This is a genomic window from Pelomonas parva (genome assembly GCF_043555835.1).
GTDB classification, from domain to species: Bacteria; Pseudomonadota; Gammaproteobacteria; order Burkholderiales; family Burkholderiaceae_C; genus Pelomonas; species Pelomonas parva.
In genome coordinates, this window is record NZ_JBIGHV010000016.1 from 27,023 (window position 1) to 41,805 (window position 14,783).

General features: G+C 68.1%; 13 protein-coding genes. 11 read left to right on the top strand and 2 right to left on the bottom strand.

The genetic code is table 11. The features are described from left to right. Window positions 1–110 precede the first annotated feature (110 nt). The gene (locus ACG00Y_RS28230) at window positions 111–2,879 is read right to left on the bottom strand and encodes a TonB-dependent receptor (RefSeq protein ID WP_394484891.1); all 2,769 of its coding nucleotides are present in this window, start codon (window positions 2,877–2,879) and stop codon (window positions 111–113) included. Between the two features lie 249 nt (window positions 2,880–3,128). Between ACG00Y_RS28230 and ACG00Y_RS28235 the strand changes: the two genes are divergently transcribed. Genes ACG00Y_RS28235 through ACG00Y_RS28260 form a run of 6 tightly spaced genes read left to right on the top strand, consistent with a single transcriptional unit; the run spans window position 3,129 to window position 9,550 of the window. Next, a complete protein-coding gene (locus tag ACG00Y_RS28235; protein ID WP_394484893.1) occupies window positions 3,129–4,355 on the top strand; it encodes a cyanophycinase in 1,227 nt (408 codons plus the stop codon). A 4-nt stretch (window positions 4,356–4,359) separates the two neighbouring features. Then, window positions 4,360–5,478, top strand: coding sequence for a succinylglutamate desuccinylase/aspartoacylase family protein (locus ACG00Y_RS28240; RefSeq protein ID WP_394484895.1), 1,119 nt, complete (start codon window positions 4,360–4,362; stop codon window positions 5,476–5,478). Then, entirely contained in the window at window positions 5,475–6,863 is a 1,389-nt protein-coding gene (locus ACG00Y_RS28245; RefSeq protein WP_394484898.1) for a YfcC family protein, read from the top strand. The genes ACG00Y_RS28240 and ACG00Y_RS28245 overlap by 4 nt, the downstream gene beginning before the upstream one ends. A 16-nt stretch (window positions 6,864–6,879) precedes the next feature. Continuing rightward, window positions 6,880–7,872 (top strand): GlxA family transcriptional regulator, encoded by a 993-nt coding sequence (locus ACG00Y_RS28250; RefSeq protein WP_394484900.1) that lies wholly within the window; start codon window positions 6,880–6,882, stop codon window positions 7,870–7,872. Further along, window positions 7,869–8,888 (top strand): arginine N-succinyltransferase, encoded by a 1,020-nt coding sequence (locus tag ACG00Y_RS28255; RefSeq protein WP_394484902.1) that lies wholly within the window; start codon window positions 7,869–7,871, stop codon window positions 8,886–8,888. Before ACG00Y_RS28250 ends, ACG00Y_RS28255 begins: the two co-directional genes overlap by 4 nt. Beyond that, on the top strand, window positions 8,885–9,550 hold the full coding sequence (locus ACG00Y_RS28260; protein WP_394484904.1) for an arginine N-succinyltransferase: 666 nt from the start codon (window positions 8,885–8,887) through the stop codon (window positions 9,548–9,550). Before ACG00Y_RS28255 ends, ACG00Y_RS28260 begins: the two co-directional genes overlap by 4 nt. Before the next feature lie 57 nt (window positions 9,551–9,607). Here ACG00Y_RS28260 and ACG00Y_RS28265 read toward each other — a convergent pair whose 3' ends face one another. Beyond that, complete coding sequence (locus tag ACG00Y_RS28265; protein WP_394484906.1) at window positions 9,608–10,306, bottom strand: hypothetical protein; 699 nt, start codon at window positions 10,304–10,306, stop codon at window positions 9,608–9,610. A 166-nt stretch (window positions 10,307–10,472) separates the two neighbouring features. On the opposite strand from ACG00Y_RS28265, the gene ACG00Y_RS28270 reads away from it, so the two are divergent. The 5 genes from ACG00Y_RS28270 (at window position 10,473) to ACG00Y_RS28290 (ending at window position 14,612) form a co-directional block, all read left to right on the top strand. After that, entirely contained in the window at window positions 10,473–11,390 is a 918-nt protein-coding gene (locus ACG00Y_RS28270; protein WP_394484908.1) for a LysR substrate-binding domain-containing protein, read from the top strand. Window positions 11,391–11,497: 107 nt separating this feature from the next. Then, window positions 11,498–12,388: an amino acid ABC transporter substrate-binding protein gene (locus ACG00Y_RS28275; RefSeq protein WP_394484910.1), complete on the top strand. Its 891-nt coding sequence runs from the start codon at window positions 11,498–11,500 to the stop codon at window positions 12,386–12,388. Between the two features lie 78 nt (window positions 12,389–12,466). Further along, window positions 12,467–13,207: an amino acid ABC transporter permease gene (locus ACG00Y_RS28280; protein ID WP_394484912.1), complete on the top strand. Its 741-nt coding sequence runs from the start codon at window positions 12,467–12,469 to the stop codon at window positions 13,205–13,207. Then, on the top strand, window positions 13,204–13,869 hold the full coding sequence (locus tag ACG00Y_RS28285; RefSeq protein WP_394484914.1) for an amino acid ABC transporter permease: 666 nt from the start codon (window positions 13,204–13,206) through the stop codon (window positions 13,867–13,869). Before ACG00Y_RS28280 ends, ACG00Y_RS28285 begins: the two co-directional genes overlap by 4 nt. A gap of 8 nt (window positions 13,870–13,877) precedes the next feature. Beyond that, window positions 13,878–14,612, top strand: coding sequence for an amino acid ABC transporter ATP-binding protein (locus tag ACG00Y_RS28290; RefSeq protein ID WP_394484916.1), 735 nt, complete (start codon window positions 13,878–13,880; stop codon window positions 14,610–14,612). The last annotated feature ends 171 nt before the right edge of the window (window positions 14,613–14,783 follow it).

The following is a 14,783-nucleotide window of genomic DNA, read 5'->3' on the forward strand; positions in this document are numbered from 1 at the left end:
GGCGCGGAGGGCCGTGGTGGGAAGCAGGCGAGGCGCGATGGTAGTCGGCGCTGCCCGCCTGCAGGAACACCCGGTTTCACGCCCGCCGCATGAGCGCTGGCTGCTGCCGATCAGCGGAACTGATAGCTCAGGCTGGCGAAGACGCTGCGGCCGCGCGGGTCGCCGTAGGTCGGGTCCCAGGTGACCTGGAAGTAGCGCGATTGGTTGGTGAAGGGCGGCGCGGTGTCGGCCAGGTTCAGCACGCCGGCACGCAGGCGCAGGGCCGGCGTGATGCGGTAGCTGGCGGTCAGGTCCCACAGCGAATAGGGCTTCACGTCGCGGTCGTTCCACTCGGCAGCGGCCAGCCCGGGCGTGTTCTGGTCGGTGTAGCCGGACAGGTAGTTGTTCGTCACCGTCACGCCGATCGGGCCCAGGTCCCAGTCCACGCTGAGCTTGTGGCGCCAGCGTTGCACGGCCTTGTCGTCGCGGAACTTGCCCAGGCCGCTGACCATGGGCGAGCGTGGGTCGGTGTTGAACTTGTATTCGGTGATGAGCGTGCCGGCCAGGCTGGCGCCAAAGCGGCCATAGGCGGAGGCTTCGCCGCGCCAGGTCAGCGCCAGGTCGATGCCCGAGGTGTCGAGCCGGCCGCGGTTTTCCTTCTTCACGGTGACGAACTCGACGAAGCCGTCGGAGAAGCGCTTCACGATGGCCGGGTCGTTGTAGTAGACCGGGTTGGTGAAGATGGTCTCTTCGCCGATCTCCGAGATGATGTCGGTCTTGCGGATGGCCCAGTAGTCCACGCTGCCGTTCCAGGCGCGCGACGGCTCAAAGACGACGCCGATGTTGAACTGCTTGGACTTCTCCGGCTTCAGCGCCGGGTTGGCGTAGCGGTCCACCGGCATCTGCGCGACCTCGCCCGAGACGGGGTCCTTGACGAAGCTGGCCGTGATGCCGGCGCGCACCGGGCGGAACATCTCCGAGATGGACGGCGCGCGGAAGCCCGTGCCGTAGGAGGCGCGGGCCATCAGCGCGCGGTCGGGGCGGAAGCTCAGGCCGATCTTGGGGTTGGTGGTGTTGAGCTTGGGCGAGGTGGCGCCGGTGGCCGCGTCGAACACGCCGTCGTAGCGGTCGTGGCGGATCGCGAACTGGCCTTCCCATTGCTTGCTGAACGGCGCGCTCAGTTCGGTGAAGAGTCCGGCCACGTCGCGCTTGTGATTCGTGTCGGCCAGCAGCGGGCCGGAGCTGGACCGGTCGCCGACAACGTCGTTGCTCTTGAGCACGTCGGTGGCGCGGAACTCGGTCTCCTCGCGGCGCAGCTCGGTGCCGATGGCCACCATCAGGTCGCCGCCGGCCAGGGCCGTCAGCGCGCGCGTCAGCTTGCCGTCGATGCTGGTGCTGGTGCCTTCGGCAACGCGGGCCGCGCCGTCCAGGCGGATGCCGTTCATGAAGCTGCGGCCGGCGTCGCCGGTGGCGGGCACGAAGGGGTTGTAGCTGCCGTTCTTGATGCCGGCTTCCAGCTTGGCGAGCGACACCCAGCCGCTCACGTTGGCATCGCTGGCCTTGTTGGTGGCGACATTGATGGCGGTGTCGTAGTCCCAGCCGCCGAAGTTGCCCGTCGCGCCGACGACGAGGCGGCGGGCTTCGCTCTCGACGCGGCTGGTGCGTTTGCCGGCATCGGTCAGGCGGAAGCGGAAGTCCACCGGCGTGGTGATGCCGGTCACGGCCTGCAGCGCCGTCGGCAGCGTGATGCCCGAGGCGGTGCGGAAGCGGAAGGTGGCGGGGGAGGCGGCGTAGTCGGTCTCGGTCCTGGACAGCAGCACTTCAGCGAAGACCTGGTGGTCCGTAGCGACCTGGAAGGTCGCGCGGCCGACGATGCTGGCCTTGTCGGAGGTCGGGTAGATCTCGGTGTCGCCCATGTAGTTGAAGGCGCAGCCCTCGCGGCCGCCGGGGCCGGTGGGGGAGATCGAGTTGGGGTTGGCGCCGCCGGTGCAGCTGGCCTTGCCGAAGTTGACGCGGCGCGGCGCGGCCGTGCCGCCGCCGGGGTTCCAGGTGCCGTTGGCGTTGGAGCCCTTCAGCGCCGTGGTCGGGTTGGCCAGCACGAAGTTGTTCAGCGCCGTCAGCTGCGCCGAGGTCAGGTCGACGTTGGCCGGGAAGGTGTTGCTGGACAGCTGCGGCGCCAGGCGGCCGGGCAGGTCGTAGTCCTGGATGAACTGGCGCTGGCTGGAGTTCAGCGGGTCGAGCTTCTGCACGTCCAGTGCTGCGAAGACATTGAAGCGGTCCTTGGCCAGGTCGCCGAAGCCGGCCGAGGCTGAGAAGGTGGTCTTGCCGGCGCCGCCCTCTTCGGTGCGCAGCGCATAGGTGCTCAGGTCGACGCCTTGATAGTCCTTGCGGGTGATGAAGTTGATGACGCCGCCCATGGCGTCGGTGCCGTAGATGGCGGAGGCACCGTCCTTCAGCACCTCCACGCGCTGGATCGCACCGGCAGGGATGTTGTTCAGGTCCACGCCCGCGTTGTCGCCAGGCGAGGCGAAGTTGGCCAGGCGGCGGCCGTTCAGCAGCACCAGCGTGCTGGACACGCCCAGGCCGCGCAGGTTGGCGCCATTGAAGCCGCGCTGGGCGCCCGACTGGTCGCTGATGCTGGCGCCATCGGTCAGGCCGCCGACGTTGGCCGTGATCTTCTGCAGCAGCTCGGCGGCGGTCGTTACGCCGGCCTTGTCGATGTCGGCGCGCTTGATGACGTCCACCGGCAGCGCGGCCTCGCCATCGATGCGCTTGATGCTGGAGCCGGTGATCTCGACGCGTTCGAGCTTCTGCTCCTGCGCCTGCGCCGGCAGGGCAATGAGACAGAGCAGCGCGGCATGGGCCAGCGCGTGCCGGGCGAAGGAGGGAGCTGAAGTCATGGAGCCTCTTGTCGTGGATGGGTGGAGCGGATGCCATTCAGGTTAGGGAGGCGGTGCAGGGCTTGCCTATGGGGTTTCGGCGCGCCGGTCGCTTGCGCGCAAATGCGCGTCGCTTCTGGGCAAGCACAGGCGCGCATTGGCAACACTGCTTGCACGCAAGCGACATGCAATTGCGTTCGCGGTGCACGGGGCACTGGTTCGGGGCCTAACCCGCTGGCTGCACTGCGACAGCACTGCCAACATGGCTGCATGAAACGTCTGACCCGCCTCATGTTCCTGGCCCTGTGGTGTGGCACCACGGCCCACGCCGGCACGGCCATCGTCATCGGCGGCGCGCTCAAGCACGACAACGACGAAGTCTGGCAACGCGTCGTCGACGAGTCCGGCGGTGCCGGTGCGCGCATCGCCGTCTTCGCGACCGCAGCCGCGAACCCGAGGCGCAGCGGCGCGCAGATCGTCGCGGCGCTGAACCAGCGCGGCGCCCAGGCCGAGGTCATCCCGGTCGCGCCGCGTCTGAAGGGTGTCGACCTCGCGGCCCAGCTCGCCGACCCGGCGCTGATCGCCAAGGTGGCCGCGTCGCGCGGCATCTATTTCTCGGGTGGCGCGCAGGAGCTGATCGTTGACACGCTGCTGCCCGGCGGCGAGCCGACCGCGATGCTGAAGGCCATCCGCGAGGTCTTCGACAAGGGCGGCGTCGTCGCCGGGTCGAGCGCCGGTGCCGCGATCATGAGCCGCATGATGTTCCGCGACGCGCAGGACAACATGCAGATCCTCAAGGGCCAGTGGCGCGAGCGTCGCGAGTACGACCGCGGCCTGGGTTTTGTCGGCCCCGACCTGTTCGTCGACCAGCACTTCCTCAAGCGCGGCCGCATCGGCCGCATGCTGCCGGCCATGCGCTCGCTGGGCTTTCGGCTGGGCATCGGCGTCGAGGAGAACTCGGCGATCGTCGTCAAGGGCACCGCCGTGGAGGTCATCGGCGCGCGCGGCGCGCTGCTGGTGGACCTGAGCGAGGCGACGAGCGATGCCCGCACGCCCCACTTCAACCTGCGCAACGCCACGCTGAGCTACCTGGACCGCGGCGACCGCCACGACCTCGCGACCGGCGTCAGCACACCCGCGCCTCACAAGCTGAAGGAGGCGCGCATCGACCCCACCGCCAGCGACTACAAGCCCTATCTGCAGGGTGACCAGTACCACCTGGACATGCTGGGCGACAACACCATCGTCACTGCCATGGCGCAGCTGCTGGACAGCCCAGCGCCCGAGGTGCGCGGCCTGGCCTTCCGTGCCAGGCCCCGTCCCGCAGACGCGGCGCCCGACGTGGGCTTCGAGTTCCGCCTGCGCAAGGCGCCCGGCCTGGTCGGCTGGTTCAGCGGCGCGCTGGGCGGCGAGGACTACACCGTGCTCAAGGCGCGGCTGGACGTCGTGCCCGTGCGCATGGCCACACCGTTGTTCACGCCCATTGCGGCCCACTGACCCGATGCGAACCCTGATCCATGACCTGCCGGGCGCCAGCGCCGGCACCACGCGGCGCCTGCGCAGCCTGTCCTTCGGCAGCGGCCAGTCCGGCCGCAAGGCCTATCTGCAGGCCTCCCTGCATGCCGACGAAGTGCCCCCCATGCTGGTCGCCCAGGCGCTGACGGAACGACTGAGCGCACTGGAGGCCGCCGGCGCCATTGCCGGCGAGATCGTGCTGGTGCCCATGGCCAACCCCATCGGCCTCGCGCAGGAGCTGCAAGGCTCGGCCTTCGGCCGCTTCGACCTGTCGACCGGGCTGAACTTCAACCGCCAGTTCAAGCCGCTGACAGCGGCGCTGATCCCGCTCGTCGAGGCGCAACTGGGCCCGGACATGGCCGCCAACACGCAGCTCATCCGCGCTGCCTGCGCGACGCTGCTGCAGGCCTGGCAGCCTGCCACCGAGGCTGAGGCCCTCAAGCGCCTGCTGCAAGGCCTGGCGATGGATGCCGACCTGGTGCTGGACCTGCACTGCGACAACCAGGCCGTCATGCACCTCTACACCGGCACGCCGCAGGCGGCCGCCATCGCGCCGCTGGCCGGCTACCTCGGCGCGCAGGCGCTGCTCTACGCCGACGTGTCGGGCGACGACCCCTTCGACGAGGCCGTGTCGCGCATCTGGTGGGAGCTGGCCGCCCACTTCGAGGGCCGTTTCCCCATCGACCCGCTGGGCTGCCTGGCCGCGACGGTGGAGCTTCGCGGCGAGACCGAGGTGTCGCGCGAGCTGGCCGAGCACGATGCCGATGCGCTGATCGCCTTCCTGCGGTCCACCGGGCATGTCGACGGCACGCCACCGCCGCAGCCGCCTGGCTGCGAGGCCACACCGCTGCAAGGCGTCGAGCCCATCACGGCCACGGCCAGCGGCATCGTCATCTTCGCCAAGGCGCCGGGCGACTGGGTCGAGGCCGGCGAGCTGGTGGCCGAGCTCATCGACCCGCTGACCGATGCCCGCACGCCGCTGCACGCCCGCGCCAGCGGCCGCTGCTTCGCCCGCTCCTCGCGCCGCTACGCCAACTGCGGCATGCGGCTCATGAAGATCGCCGGCCCCACCGCCTACCGCAGCGGCAAGCTGCTTTCGCCATGACGCTGCGCCTGCCCAACACCTTCGTGCTGCTGCTGTCCCTGCTGGCGCTGATCGCGCTGGCCACCTGGGTCGTGCCCGGCGGGCGCTTCGCGACGGAGCTCGTCAACGGCAAGACCCTCATCGTCGCCGGCAGCTTCCAGCCGGCGGAGGCCAGGCCGCAGGGGCTGACGGCGTTTCTCACGTCGCCCATCAAGGGCTTTGTGGAAGCCGCCCTCATCATCGGCTTCGTGCTCATCGTCGGCGGCGCCTTCTCGGTGCTGCAGAAGACGGAGGCCATCGACGCCATGATCAAGGCCGTGGCCCGCGCCCACCGCCGCTCAGCCTTTGTGCGCGCCGCCATCATCCCCGGCTTCGTCACGCTGTTCTCGCTCGGCGGCGCGAGTTTCGGCATGGCGGAAGAAGCCATCCCCTTCGTGCTGATCTTCATCCCGCTGGCGCTGGCGCTGCGGCTGGATTCGCTCACCGGCGTGGCCATCCCCTTCGTCGGCTCGCAGGTCGGCTTCGCAACGGCCTTCCTCAACCCGTTCAATGTCGGCGTCGCCCAGGGTATCGCTGGCGTGCCGATGTTCTCGGGCCTGGGCTACCGCGTGTTCTGCTGGGCCATCGCGACGGCGCTGACGGTGGGCTTCCTGATGTGGTGGGCCGCGCGCATCCGCCGCGACCCGACGCTCAGCCCCAGCTACGAGCTGGACCAGGAACGCCGCCGCACGCTGGACCTGGCCAGCTTCGAGAACTTCGCCGGCATGACCGGCCGCCAGCGCATGGTGCTGTGGCTGTTCGCGCTAACGCTGGTGGGCATGATCGTCGGCGTGGTCGGCTGGGGCTGGTACGTCGAGGAGATCGCCGCGCTCTTTCTCGTCATGGCGGTCACCGTGGGCGTCGTCGCGCGCCTGTCGGCCGAAGACATCGTTGCCGCCTTCCTGCAGGGCGCGCGCGACCTGGTCGCCACGGCGCTGGTCATCGCGCTCGCCAAGGCCACCGTCATCCTGATGCGCGACGGCCAGATCATCGACACGATGCTGCACGCGCTGGCGCCGCTGGTTGGCTCCGAGAACCCGGTGTTCGCCGCGCAGAAGATGTTCGTGATCCAGTCGGTCATCAACTTCTTCATCCACTCCGGTACCGGCCAGGCCGCGCTGACCATGCCCATCATGGCGCCACTGTCCGATCTGGTCGGCATCACGCGCCAGACGGCCGTGCTGGCCTTCCAGTTCGGCGAGCTGACCACCACCATCATCCCGACCTCCGGCATCACGGTGGGCGTGCTGGCGCTGTCCGGCCTGAAGTACGGCACCTGGGTGCGCTGGATGCTGCCGCTGCAAGCGGCCTACCTCGTCATGGCCCTGGTGCTGCTGGCCATTCCGGCGCTGACGCAGTGGTCCTGAGCGCCACAATGCCCGCATGAATCCCGCCCCGCTGCGCCGCGTCGGCCTGGTGCTGCAGCCCGGGTTCTCGACGCTTGCGCTGGCGGGCTTCATCGACAGCCTCGCCGCCGTCAATGCACTGCAGGGCGACGCCGCCTACCGTAGCGAATGTCTGTCCGCCGCCGGCGGGCCGGTCGCGTCGTCCGCCGGCCTGCAGGTGCAGACGCAGGGCTGGACGCAGGCGGCCCACTGGCATGCGGTGTTCATCGTCATGGCCGACGCCGGCCCGGCCGACCCGCAGCTGTCCGCGCAGCTGAACGCCTGGGCCGCCCAGGGTGCCGTGCTGGGCGGCGTCGATGCCGGCGCTGCTGCGCTGGCGGCCGCCGGCCAGCTGGACGGCCTGCGCGCCTGTGCCGACTGGGCTCAGCTCGATGCCCTCGGCGATGCCTACCCCGCAGTCGCCTGGGCCAGCGGCCTGTGGGAGATCGCCGCAGACGGCCGGCGCCTGAGCTGTGCCGGCAACACGGCCAGCCTGGACCTGGCGTGCGCCTGGCTGGCCAGCCTGCATGGCGAGCGCGTCGGCGAGGAGCTGGTGCAGGCGCTGGGGCTGAAAGGCTGGCGGCCGCGCGACGAGCGCCAGCGCGCCGGCTACAGCGAGCAGCGCGGCGCCGGCAGCCCCAAGCTGGCCGAGGCGCTGGCGCTGATGGAGGCCAACCTCGCCGAGCCGCTGCCCACCGAGGAGGTGGCCCGCTTGGTGGGCGTGTCGCGCCGCCAGCTGGAGCGCCTGTTCAAGCAGCACCTGGACACGCTGCCGTCGCGCTACTACCTGCAGGCGCGGCTGGCGCGGGCGCAGCGCCTGCTGCAGCAGAGCAGCCAGTCCATCCTGCAGATCGGCCTGTCCTGCGGCTTCTCGTCGGGGCCGCATTTCTCCAACGCCTACAAGACCCATTTCGGCCACACGCCGCGTGACGAGCGCAGCCGCCGCGCGCTTGCCTGGCGCGCCGGCCCCCCATCGGGAGAGACCTCATGAACCACCTGCTGCTGCGCCCCGTGGCGGCGGCCGACCTGGCTGACCTGCAGCGCATGGCTGCAGCCAGCGCCGACGGCATCAGCTCGCTGCCCAACGACGAGGGCAAGCTGCGCCGGCGCATTGCCGCCTCGCTGCAGGCCTTCGCCAGCCCGGACGACGCCAGCGGCGAGGAGACCTACCTGTTTGTGCTGGAGGACCTCGCCGCCGGCGGCATCGTCGGCTGCTCGGGCATCGCCGCCAGCGCCGGCTTCTTCGACCGCTTCTACAGCTACCGCAACGAGTTCGTCGTGCATGCGAGTGCGGCGTTAGGCGTATCCCAGCGCATGCACACGCTGCACCTGTGCCACGACCTGACCGGCACGACGCTGCTGACCTCGTTCTATCTCGACCCTGGCTACGAGCAGGGCCCGGCGGCGCAGCTGCTGTCGCGTGCGCGGCTGCTGTTCATCCACGGCAATGCCGAGCGGTTCTCGGAGCGCATTGCCGCCGAGAGCCCGGGCATCACGGACTCGGCCGGCCAGAGCCCGTTCTGGGACGCGGTCGGCCGGCGCTTCTTCGGCATGGACTACCCCGAGGCCGAGGCCGTCATCGGCGGCCGCAGCCGCGCCTGCATCGCCGAGCTGATGCCGCCGTCGCCGGTCTACGTGGCGCTGCTGCCCGAGGCCGCGCAGTGGGCCATCGGCCAGCTGCATCCGGTCGGCGAGCTGCCCTTCTCCATCCTGCAGGACGAGGGCTTCGACGCCGACACCTACATCGACATCTTCGACGGCGGGCCGACGGTCGATGCGCCGCTGGCATCGCTGCGCAGCGTGCGGCTGGCGCGCGAGGTGGAGGTCCGGGCCGATGGTGAGGGGGCGCGCCGTTGGCAGCTGCTCGTGCGGCCGCAGCGCGCCAGCTTTGCGGCGGTGCTGGCCGAGGCCGGCGATTGCGTGACACCGGCCGACGCCGAGGCCCTGGGCGCGCGCCCGGGCGAGCGGCTGCTGGCCACGCCGCTGCACATCGGGGAGGTGGCATGAGTGACGTCCACATCCACGCCGAGGCCGACGGGCAGCGGCTGTCGCTGGCCGATGGCTCCGCATCATTGCTGCTCGTGCCGCGGCTGGGCCTGACGCTGCCGCGCTATCACTTCCACATCGGCCGCGTCGTCCATGCAGCGCAGGAGCTGGGCCTGTTCCGCGTGCAGACGACGCTGCTGCTCGGCAACGACCACACCGGCCAGTCGGAACTTGCCGAGCTGCGCTTTGCGCCGGGGCTGGCAGAGGCCGAGCAGACGGCCGCGCTGCTGCGCCTGATCTCGGCGGCGCAAGGGCTGATGGCTGAACGGCCGGCGGATTTCGGCGACTGGCTGGTGGCCGAGCTGCCGGGCTGGCGCGACGGCGAGGGCCGTTCGCCGGTCTGGCAGGCGCTGGGTGCGCGCTTTTATGCCGGCGACCCGCAGCAAGCCGAGGCCCGGCTGGGCGCGGCCTGGCGCAGCCACCTGGCGGCGCTGTTGCCGCGCCAGGCGATCTACCTGTCCTTTCTGGGCGAGGCGGCCGAGCACGGGCTCGCCCATGCTGCCGACTCGGCGCTGACTACGCTCGCGGCGCTGCGCGCCGCAGGCTTCCAGCCGTCCGCCCATGCACGCATCGACGATGGCGGGCCGGTGCTGACCTGGCGCCGCGCCGGGCAGGCGGGCTAGCGCCAACGAAAACGACCGCCGCAGCGGTCGTTTGAGGCGGTGCAGTGCGCCTGCGGCTTAGCGTGCGGCGCGCTTGCGTGCCCAGCCCAGCGCACCCAGGGCGGCCAGCGCCAAGGCGATGCCGCCCGGCTCGGGCAGCGGCGCCGGCTGGGTCGAGAACGGCTGGAAGCTGATGTCATCCAGCATCACGGAGCGATCAGCGCCCGAGATGACGATGGACTTGGCGGTGAAGTCGAAACTTAACTTCAGTTCGCTCCAATCGCAAAAAGTTGCGCCGTTGCAGTTGCTCTTTTCCAGGTCCTCGTAAACCATGCGGCGGCCGCTGCCGTCCAGACCTTCGTATACCGTCACATTGATGGTGGAGTCCGTCGTGGCCGAGTACCACAGCGAGGAGCCGGTAACGAAGCCGTCCGTCAGGTTGATCGTCGCGAACTGCCTCTCTATGGACGACCCGCTGCGCGCGGAGGCCAGCAGAAGGCCGCTGCAACCTCCGCCCGCGTCGCCAGTCGCGGGGTTTGCCGGGCGGGTGAAAAAGTTGGAGACGGCTTCGCTATCGCAAGTGCTGGACGTGAGCCCCCAGGCCGCATCCTTGAACTCGACGCCGGCATAGCGGGGAATCTTCAGGTCGACCACGCCATCCGCGTCGACCTTGGTTGTGATGTCCTCGAAGTCCAGCACGATGGGAGCCGGCGCGGCGATAGCCGGTTGCAGCACCGCTGCCAGGGCCAGGGCCAGAAGTTTGCTCGTTGCGCGCATGGCGTTCTCCGTCCGGAATGTTCGAGTTGGGTTTGTGGAACAGACTGTAAACAAGCGCTCCCCCACTGGGCCGGCCGCGGCCCCTTCAGTTAAGGGGGACGCGAGCGCCAGGGACCGGGCTTAGGGGGGTGGGGAAGGGCAAAAACCCTTCGCTACACTGCCCCGGGTGGAAACCAAATGGCTTGAAGACTTCGTCAGCCTGGCCGAGACGCGCAGCTTTTCCCGCTCGGCCCAGTTGCGTCATGTGACCCAGCCGGCGTTTTCGCGCCGCATCCAGGCGCTGGAGGCCTGGGCGGGGGTCGACCTGGTCGACCGTTCGTCCTATCCGACCCGGCTCACGGCAGCCGGCGCAACGCTGCTGGCCCAGGCGGTGGACCTGCTGGGCAACCTGCAGGCCACGCGCAACATGCTGCGCAGCCATCAGGCGGCGGATCTCGACATGATCGAGTTCGCCGTGCCGCATTCGCTGGCGTTCAGCTTCTTCCCGCACTGGCTGATGGGCTTGCGCCGCGGCTTCGGCGCCATCAAGTGCCGGCTGAACGCAGCCAACGTGCATGACGCGATGCTGCAGCTCAGCGAAGGCAATTGCGACCTGCTGCTGGTCTATCACCACGCCAGCCAGCCCTTGCAACTCGATCCGGAGCGCTACCAGATGGTGTCGCTGGGCCACGAGACCTTGTCCCCCTACGCCCGCGCCGACGCCCAGGGCGAGCCGATGTTCCGGCTGCCCGGCCGGCCGGGGCAGAAGATCCCCTTCCTGAGCTATGCCGCTGGCGCCTACCTGGGCCGCATCGTCGAGCTCATCGTCAAGCAGGCCGACTGCGCGCTGCACCTGGACGCGATCTACGAGACCGACATGGCCGAGGGCCTGAAGGCGATGGCGCTCGAAGGGCATGGGCTTGCGTTCCTGCCCGCCAGCTCGGTGCAGAAGGAACTGGCGGGTGGCCGTCTGGTGCCAGCGGCGGCCCCGGGGACGTTCAGCGTCAGCATGGAGTTGCGCATCTACCGCGAGCGGCCCGAGGCGTCGCGCCGGCAGAAGCCGGCGGCGCAGGCGCTGTGGGACTACCTGTCATCTGCGGCATGAGGTCATTGCAGCTGTGCATGGATCGTGAAAACCCGTATTCGGGCTGAGTGCACGGCGTGGTCTGCTCAAGGTTGTTATCGATTTCACTACCTGTTGTTGGAGTCTCCATGAAGAAAGTTTTGCTCGTCGCCGCCCTGCTGGCCGGCGTCACCGCCGTGCATGCCCAGGACACGCTGAAGAAGCTGAAGGACAGCGGCGTCATCACCATGGGTGTGCGCGAGTCCTCGGGTCTCTCGTACACCATCGGTGACGGCAAGTTCGTCGGTTACCACATCGATGTCTGCGAGCGCGTCGTCGCCGATCTGCGCAAGCAACTCGGCGGCAAGCTCGAGGTCAAGTACCAGCCGGTCACCTCGCAGAACCGCATCCCGCTGACCGTCAACGGCACCGTCGACCTGGAGTGCGGCTCGACGACCAACAACGCCGCCCGCCAGAAGGATGTCGCGTTCGCCGTGACGACCTATGTCGAGGAAGTGCGCATCGCCGTGAAGGCCAGCTCGGGCATCACCGGCATCAACCAGCTCAGCGGCAAGACCATTGCCACGACGACCGGCACGACCTCCGTGCAGACGCTGCGCAAGCACGAGCGCGCTGCGGGCGTGGATTTCAAGGAGGTCTACGGCAAGGACCACGCCGACAGCTTCCTGCTGCTGGACTCCGGCCGCGCCGACGCTTTCGTCATGGACGGCTCCATCCTGGCCAAGAACATCGCCACGTCCAAGAATCCGGCCGATTTCAAGATCGTCGGCGAGGTGCTGGCGGTCGAGCCCATCGCCGTCATGCTGCGCAAGGACGACCCCGCCTTCAAGAAGGCCGTGGACGACAGCATCAAAGCCATGATCAAGTCGGGTGAGCTGGCCAAGATCTACGACAAGTGGTTCCTGCAGCCCATCCCGCCGACCAACACCAGGATCGGCCTGCCGCTGTCCGCCGCGACCAAGGACGCCTGGGCCAACCCCAACGACAAGCCTGCGGAAGACTACGTCGCGAAGAAGTAGTCACGCGCTCTTCTGAACGACCGCAAAGCGGGTGCCTGGCACCCGCTTTGCTTTAGGTAGCAGGCTCAAGGAGAAGCGATGAGTTGGGATTGGCAGGTGTTCTGCAAGAACACCATCGATGGTGAAGTGATAGGCAGCTGCTTCGGCAGCGGTGGCGACATCACCTATCTGCAATGGCTGCTTTCGGCATGGGGCTGGACGCTGAGCGTCTCGTTGCTGGCGCTGTTGGTGGCGCTGGGCGTGGGGTCCCTGATGGGCATCCTGCGCACGACGCCCAGCCGCGTGCTGGTGGCGATCGGCAATACCTGGACGGAGTTGTTCCGCAACATCCCGTTGCTGGTGCAGATCTTCCTCTGGTATCACGTGCTGCCGTCGCTGTTCCTGAGCCTGCGCGAGATACCCAGCTTTGTGCTGGTGGTGTTTGCGCTGGGCTTCTTCACGTCGGCCCGCATCGCCGAACAGGTCAAGGCGGGTATCGAGAGCCTGCCCAAGGGCCAGCGCTATGCCGGCCTGGCCATGGGCCTGACGCTGCCGCAGACCTACCGCTATGTGTTGTTGCCGATGGCCTTTCGCATCGTCATTCCGCCGCTCACCAGCGAGAGCATGAACATCATCAAGAACTCGTCGGTGGCCTTCGCGGTCAGCATCTCGGAGCTGACGATGTTCTATCTGCAGGCCGGTGAAGAGACTTCGCGCAACCTGGAGATGATCCTGGCCATCACCGCAGCCTATTTCGTGTCGGCCTTCACCATCAACCGCCTTGCGCTGGTGATCGAGAACCGCACGCGCGTGCCCGGCATGATCGGGGGCGGCAAATGAATCTCGACTTCAGCTTCCTGGACTGGAGCGTCGTCTCCAGCTTCGTCGCCAAGGGCTTCTTCTTCTCCATCCAGCTGACGCTGATTGCGATGGTCGGCGGCATCCTGCTGGGCACCTTGCTGGCGCTGATGCGGCTGTCGGGCAAGTCCTGGCTGGTGTGGCCGGCGGCGTTCTATGTCAACACGCTGCGCTCCATCCCGCTGGTGGTGGTCATCCTGTGGTTCTTTCTGCTCATCCCGCTGCTGATCGGCAAGGCGCTGGGGGCGGAGCTGTCGGCCATCATCACCTTCACGCTGTTCGAGGCGGCCTACTACTCCGAGATCATGCGGGCCGGCATCCAGAGTGTGCCCAAGGGTCAGGTCTATGCGGGCTATGCGGTCGGCATGAGCTACAGCCAGACCATGCAGCTCGTCGTGCTGCCGCAGGCCTTCCGCAACATGCTGCCGGTGCTACTGACGCAGACCATCATCCTGTTCCAGGACACGTCGCTGGTCTATGCCATCGGTGCCTATGACCTGCTGAAGGGCTTCGAAGTCGCCGGCAAGAACTTCAACCGGCCGGTCGAGACCTACCTGGTTGCGGCAGTCGTCTACTTCGTCATCTGCTTCGGCTTGTCCATGCTGGTCCGCCGCCTGCAGGCCAAGATCCAAATCATCCGCTGAGCCTCGTCATGATCGACATCAAGAACGTCTCCAAGTGGTACGGCGCCTTCCAGGTGCTGACCGACTGCACGACCACCATCAAGAAGGGTGAGGTCGTCGTCGTCTGCGGGCCTTCGGGCTCGGGCAAGTCGACGCTGATCAAGACGGTCAACGCGTTGGAGCCCATCCAGAAGGGCGACATCGTCGTCGACGGCATCTCCATCGCCGACCCCAAGACCAACCTGCCCAAGCTGCGCGCACGCGTGGGCATGGTGTTCCAGCACTTCGAGCTGTTCCCGCACCTGTCGGTGACAGAGAACCTGACCATCGCCCAGATCAAGGTGCTGGGCCGCTCCGCGGAAGACGCCAAGACGCGCGGCCTGAAGATGCTGGACCGCGTGGGCCTGACGGTCCACAAGGACAAGTTCCCCGGCCAGCTGTCAGGCGGCCAGCAGCAGCGCGTGGCCATCGCGCGCGCGCTGTCGATGGACCCCATCGTCATGCTGTTCGACGAGCCCACGTCGGCGCTGGACCCGGAGATGGTGGGCGAAGTGCTGGACGTGATGGTGCAGCTGGCCCACGAGGGCATGACCATGATGTGCGTGACGCACGAGATGGGCTTTGCCAAGAAGGTCAGCAACCGCGTCATCTTCATGGACGCCGGCAAGATCATCGAGGACTGCAGCAGCGCTGACTTCTTCGGCAAGCCCGAGGAGCGCTCGCCGCGTGCCAAGGACTTCCTGGCCAAGATCCTGCAGCACTGAATTGCAACGGACAAGCAAAACGGCGGCCTTGCGGCCGCCGTTCGTCATTTCAGTTGTTCCACCGCGCTTCGCGCGTCCCACGACCCATGAAACGGGCGTGTAATTCAGGGGCGGCGTCCGGCGCAGAGGTCGGTTCGTACTTGGTGCTTCGAGCTCGTATTTCAGTTGGAC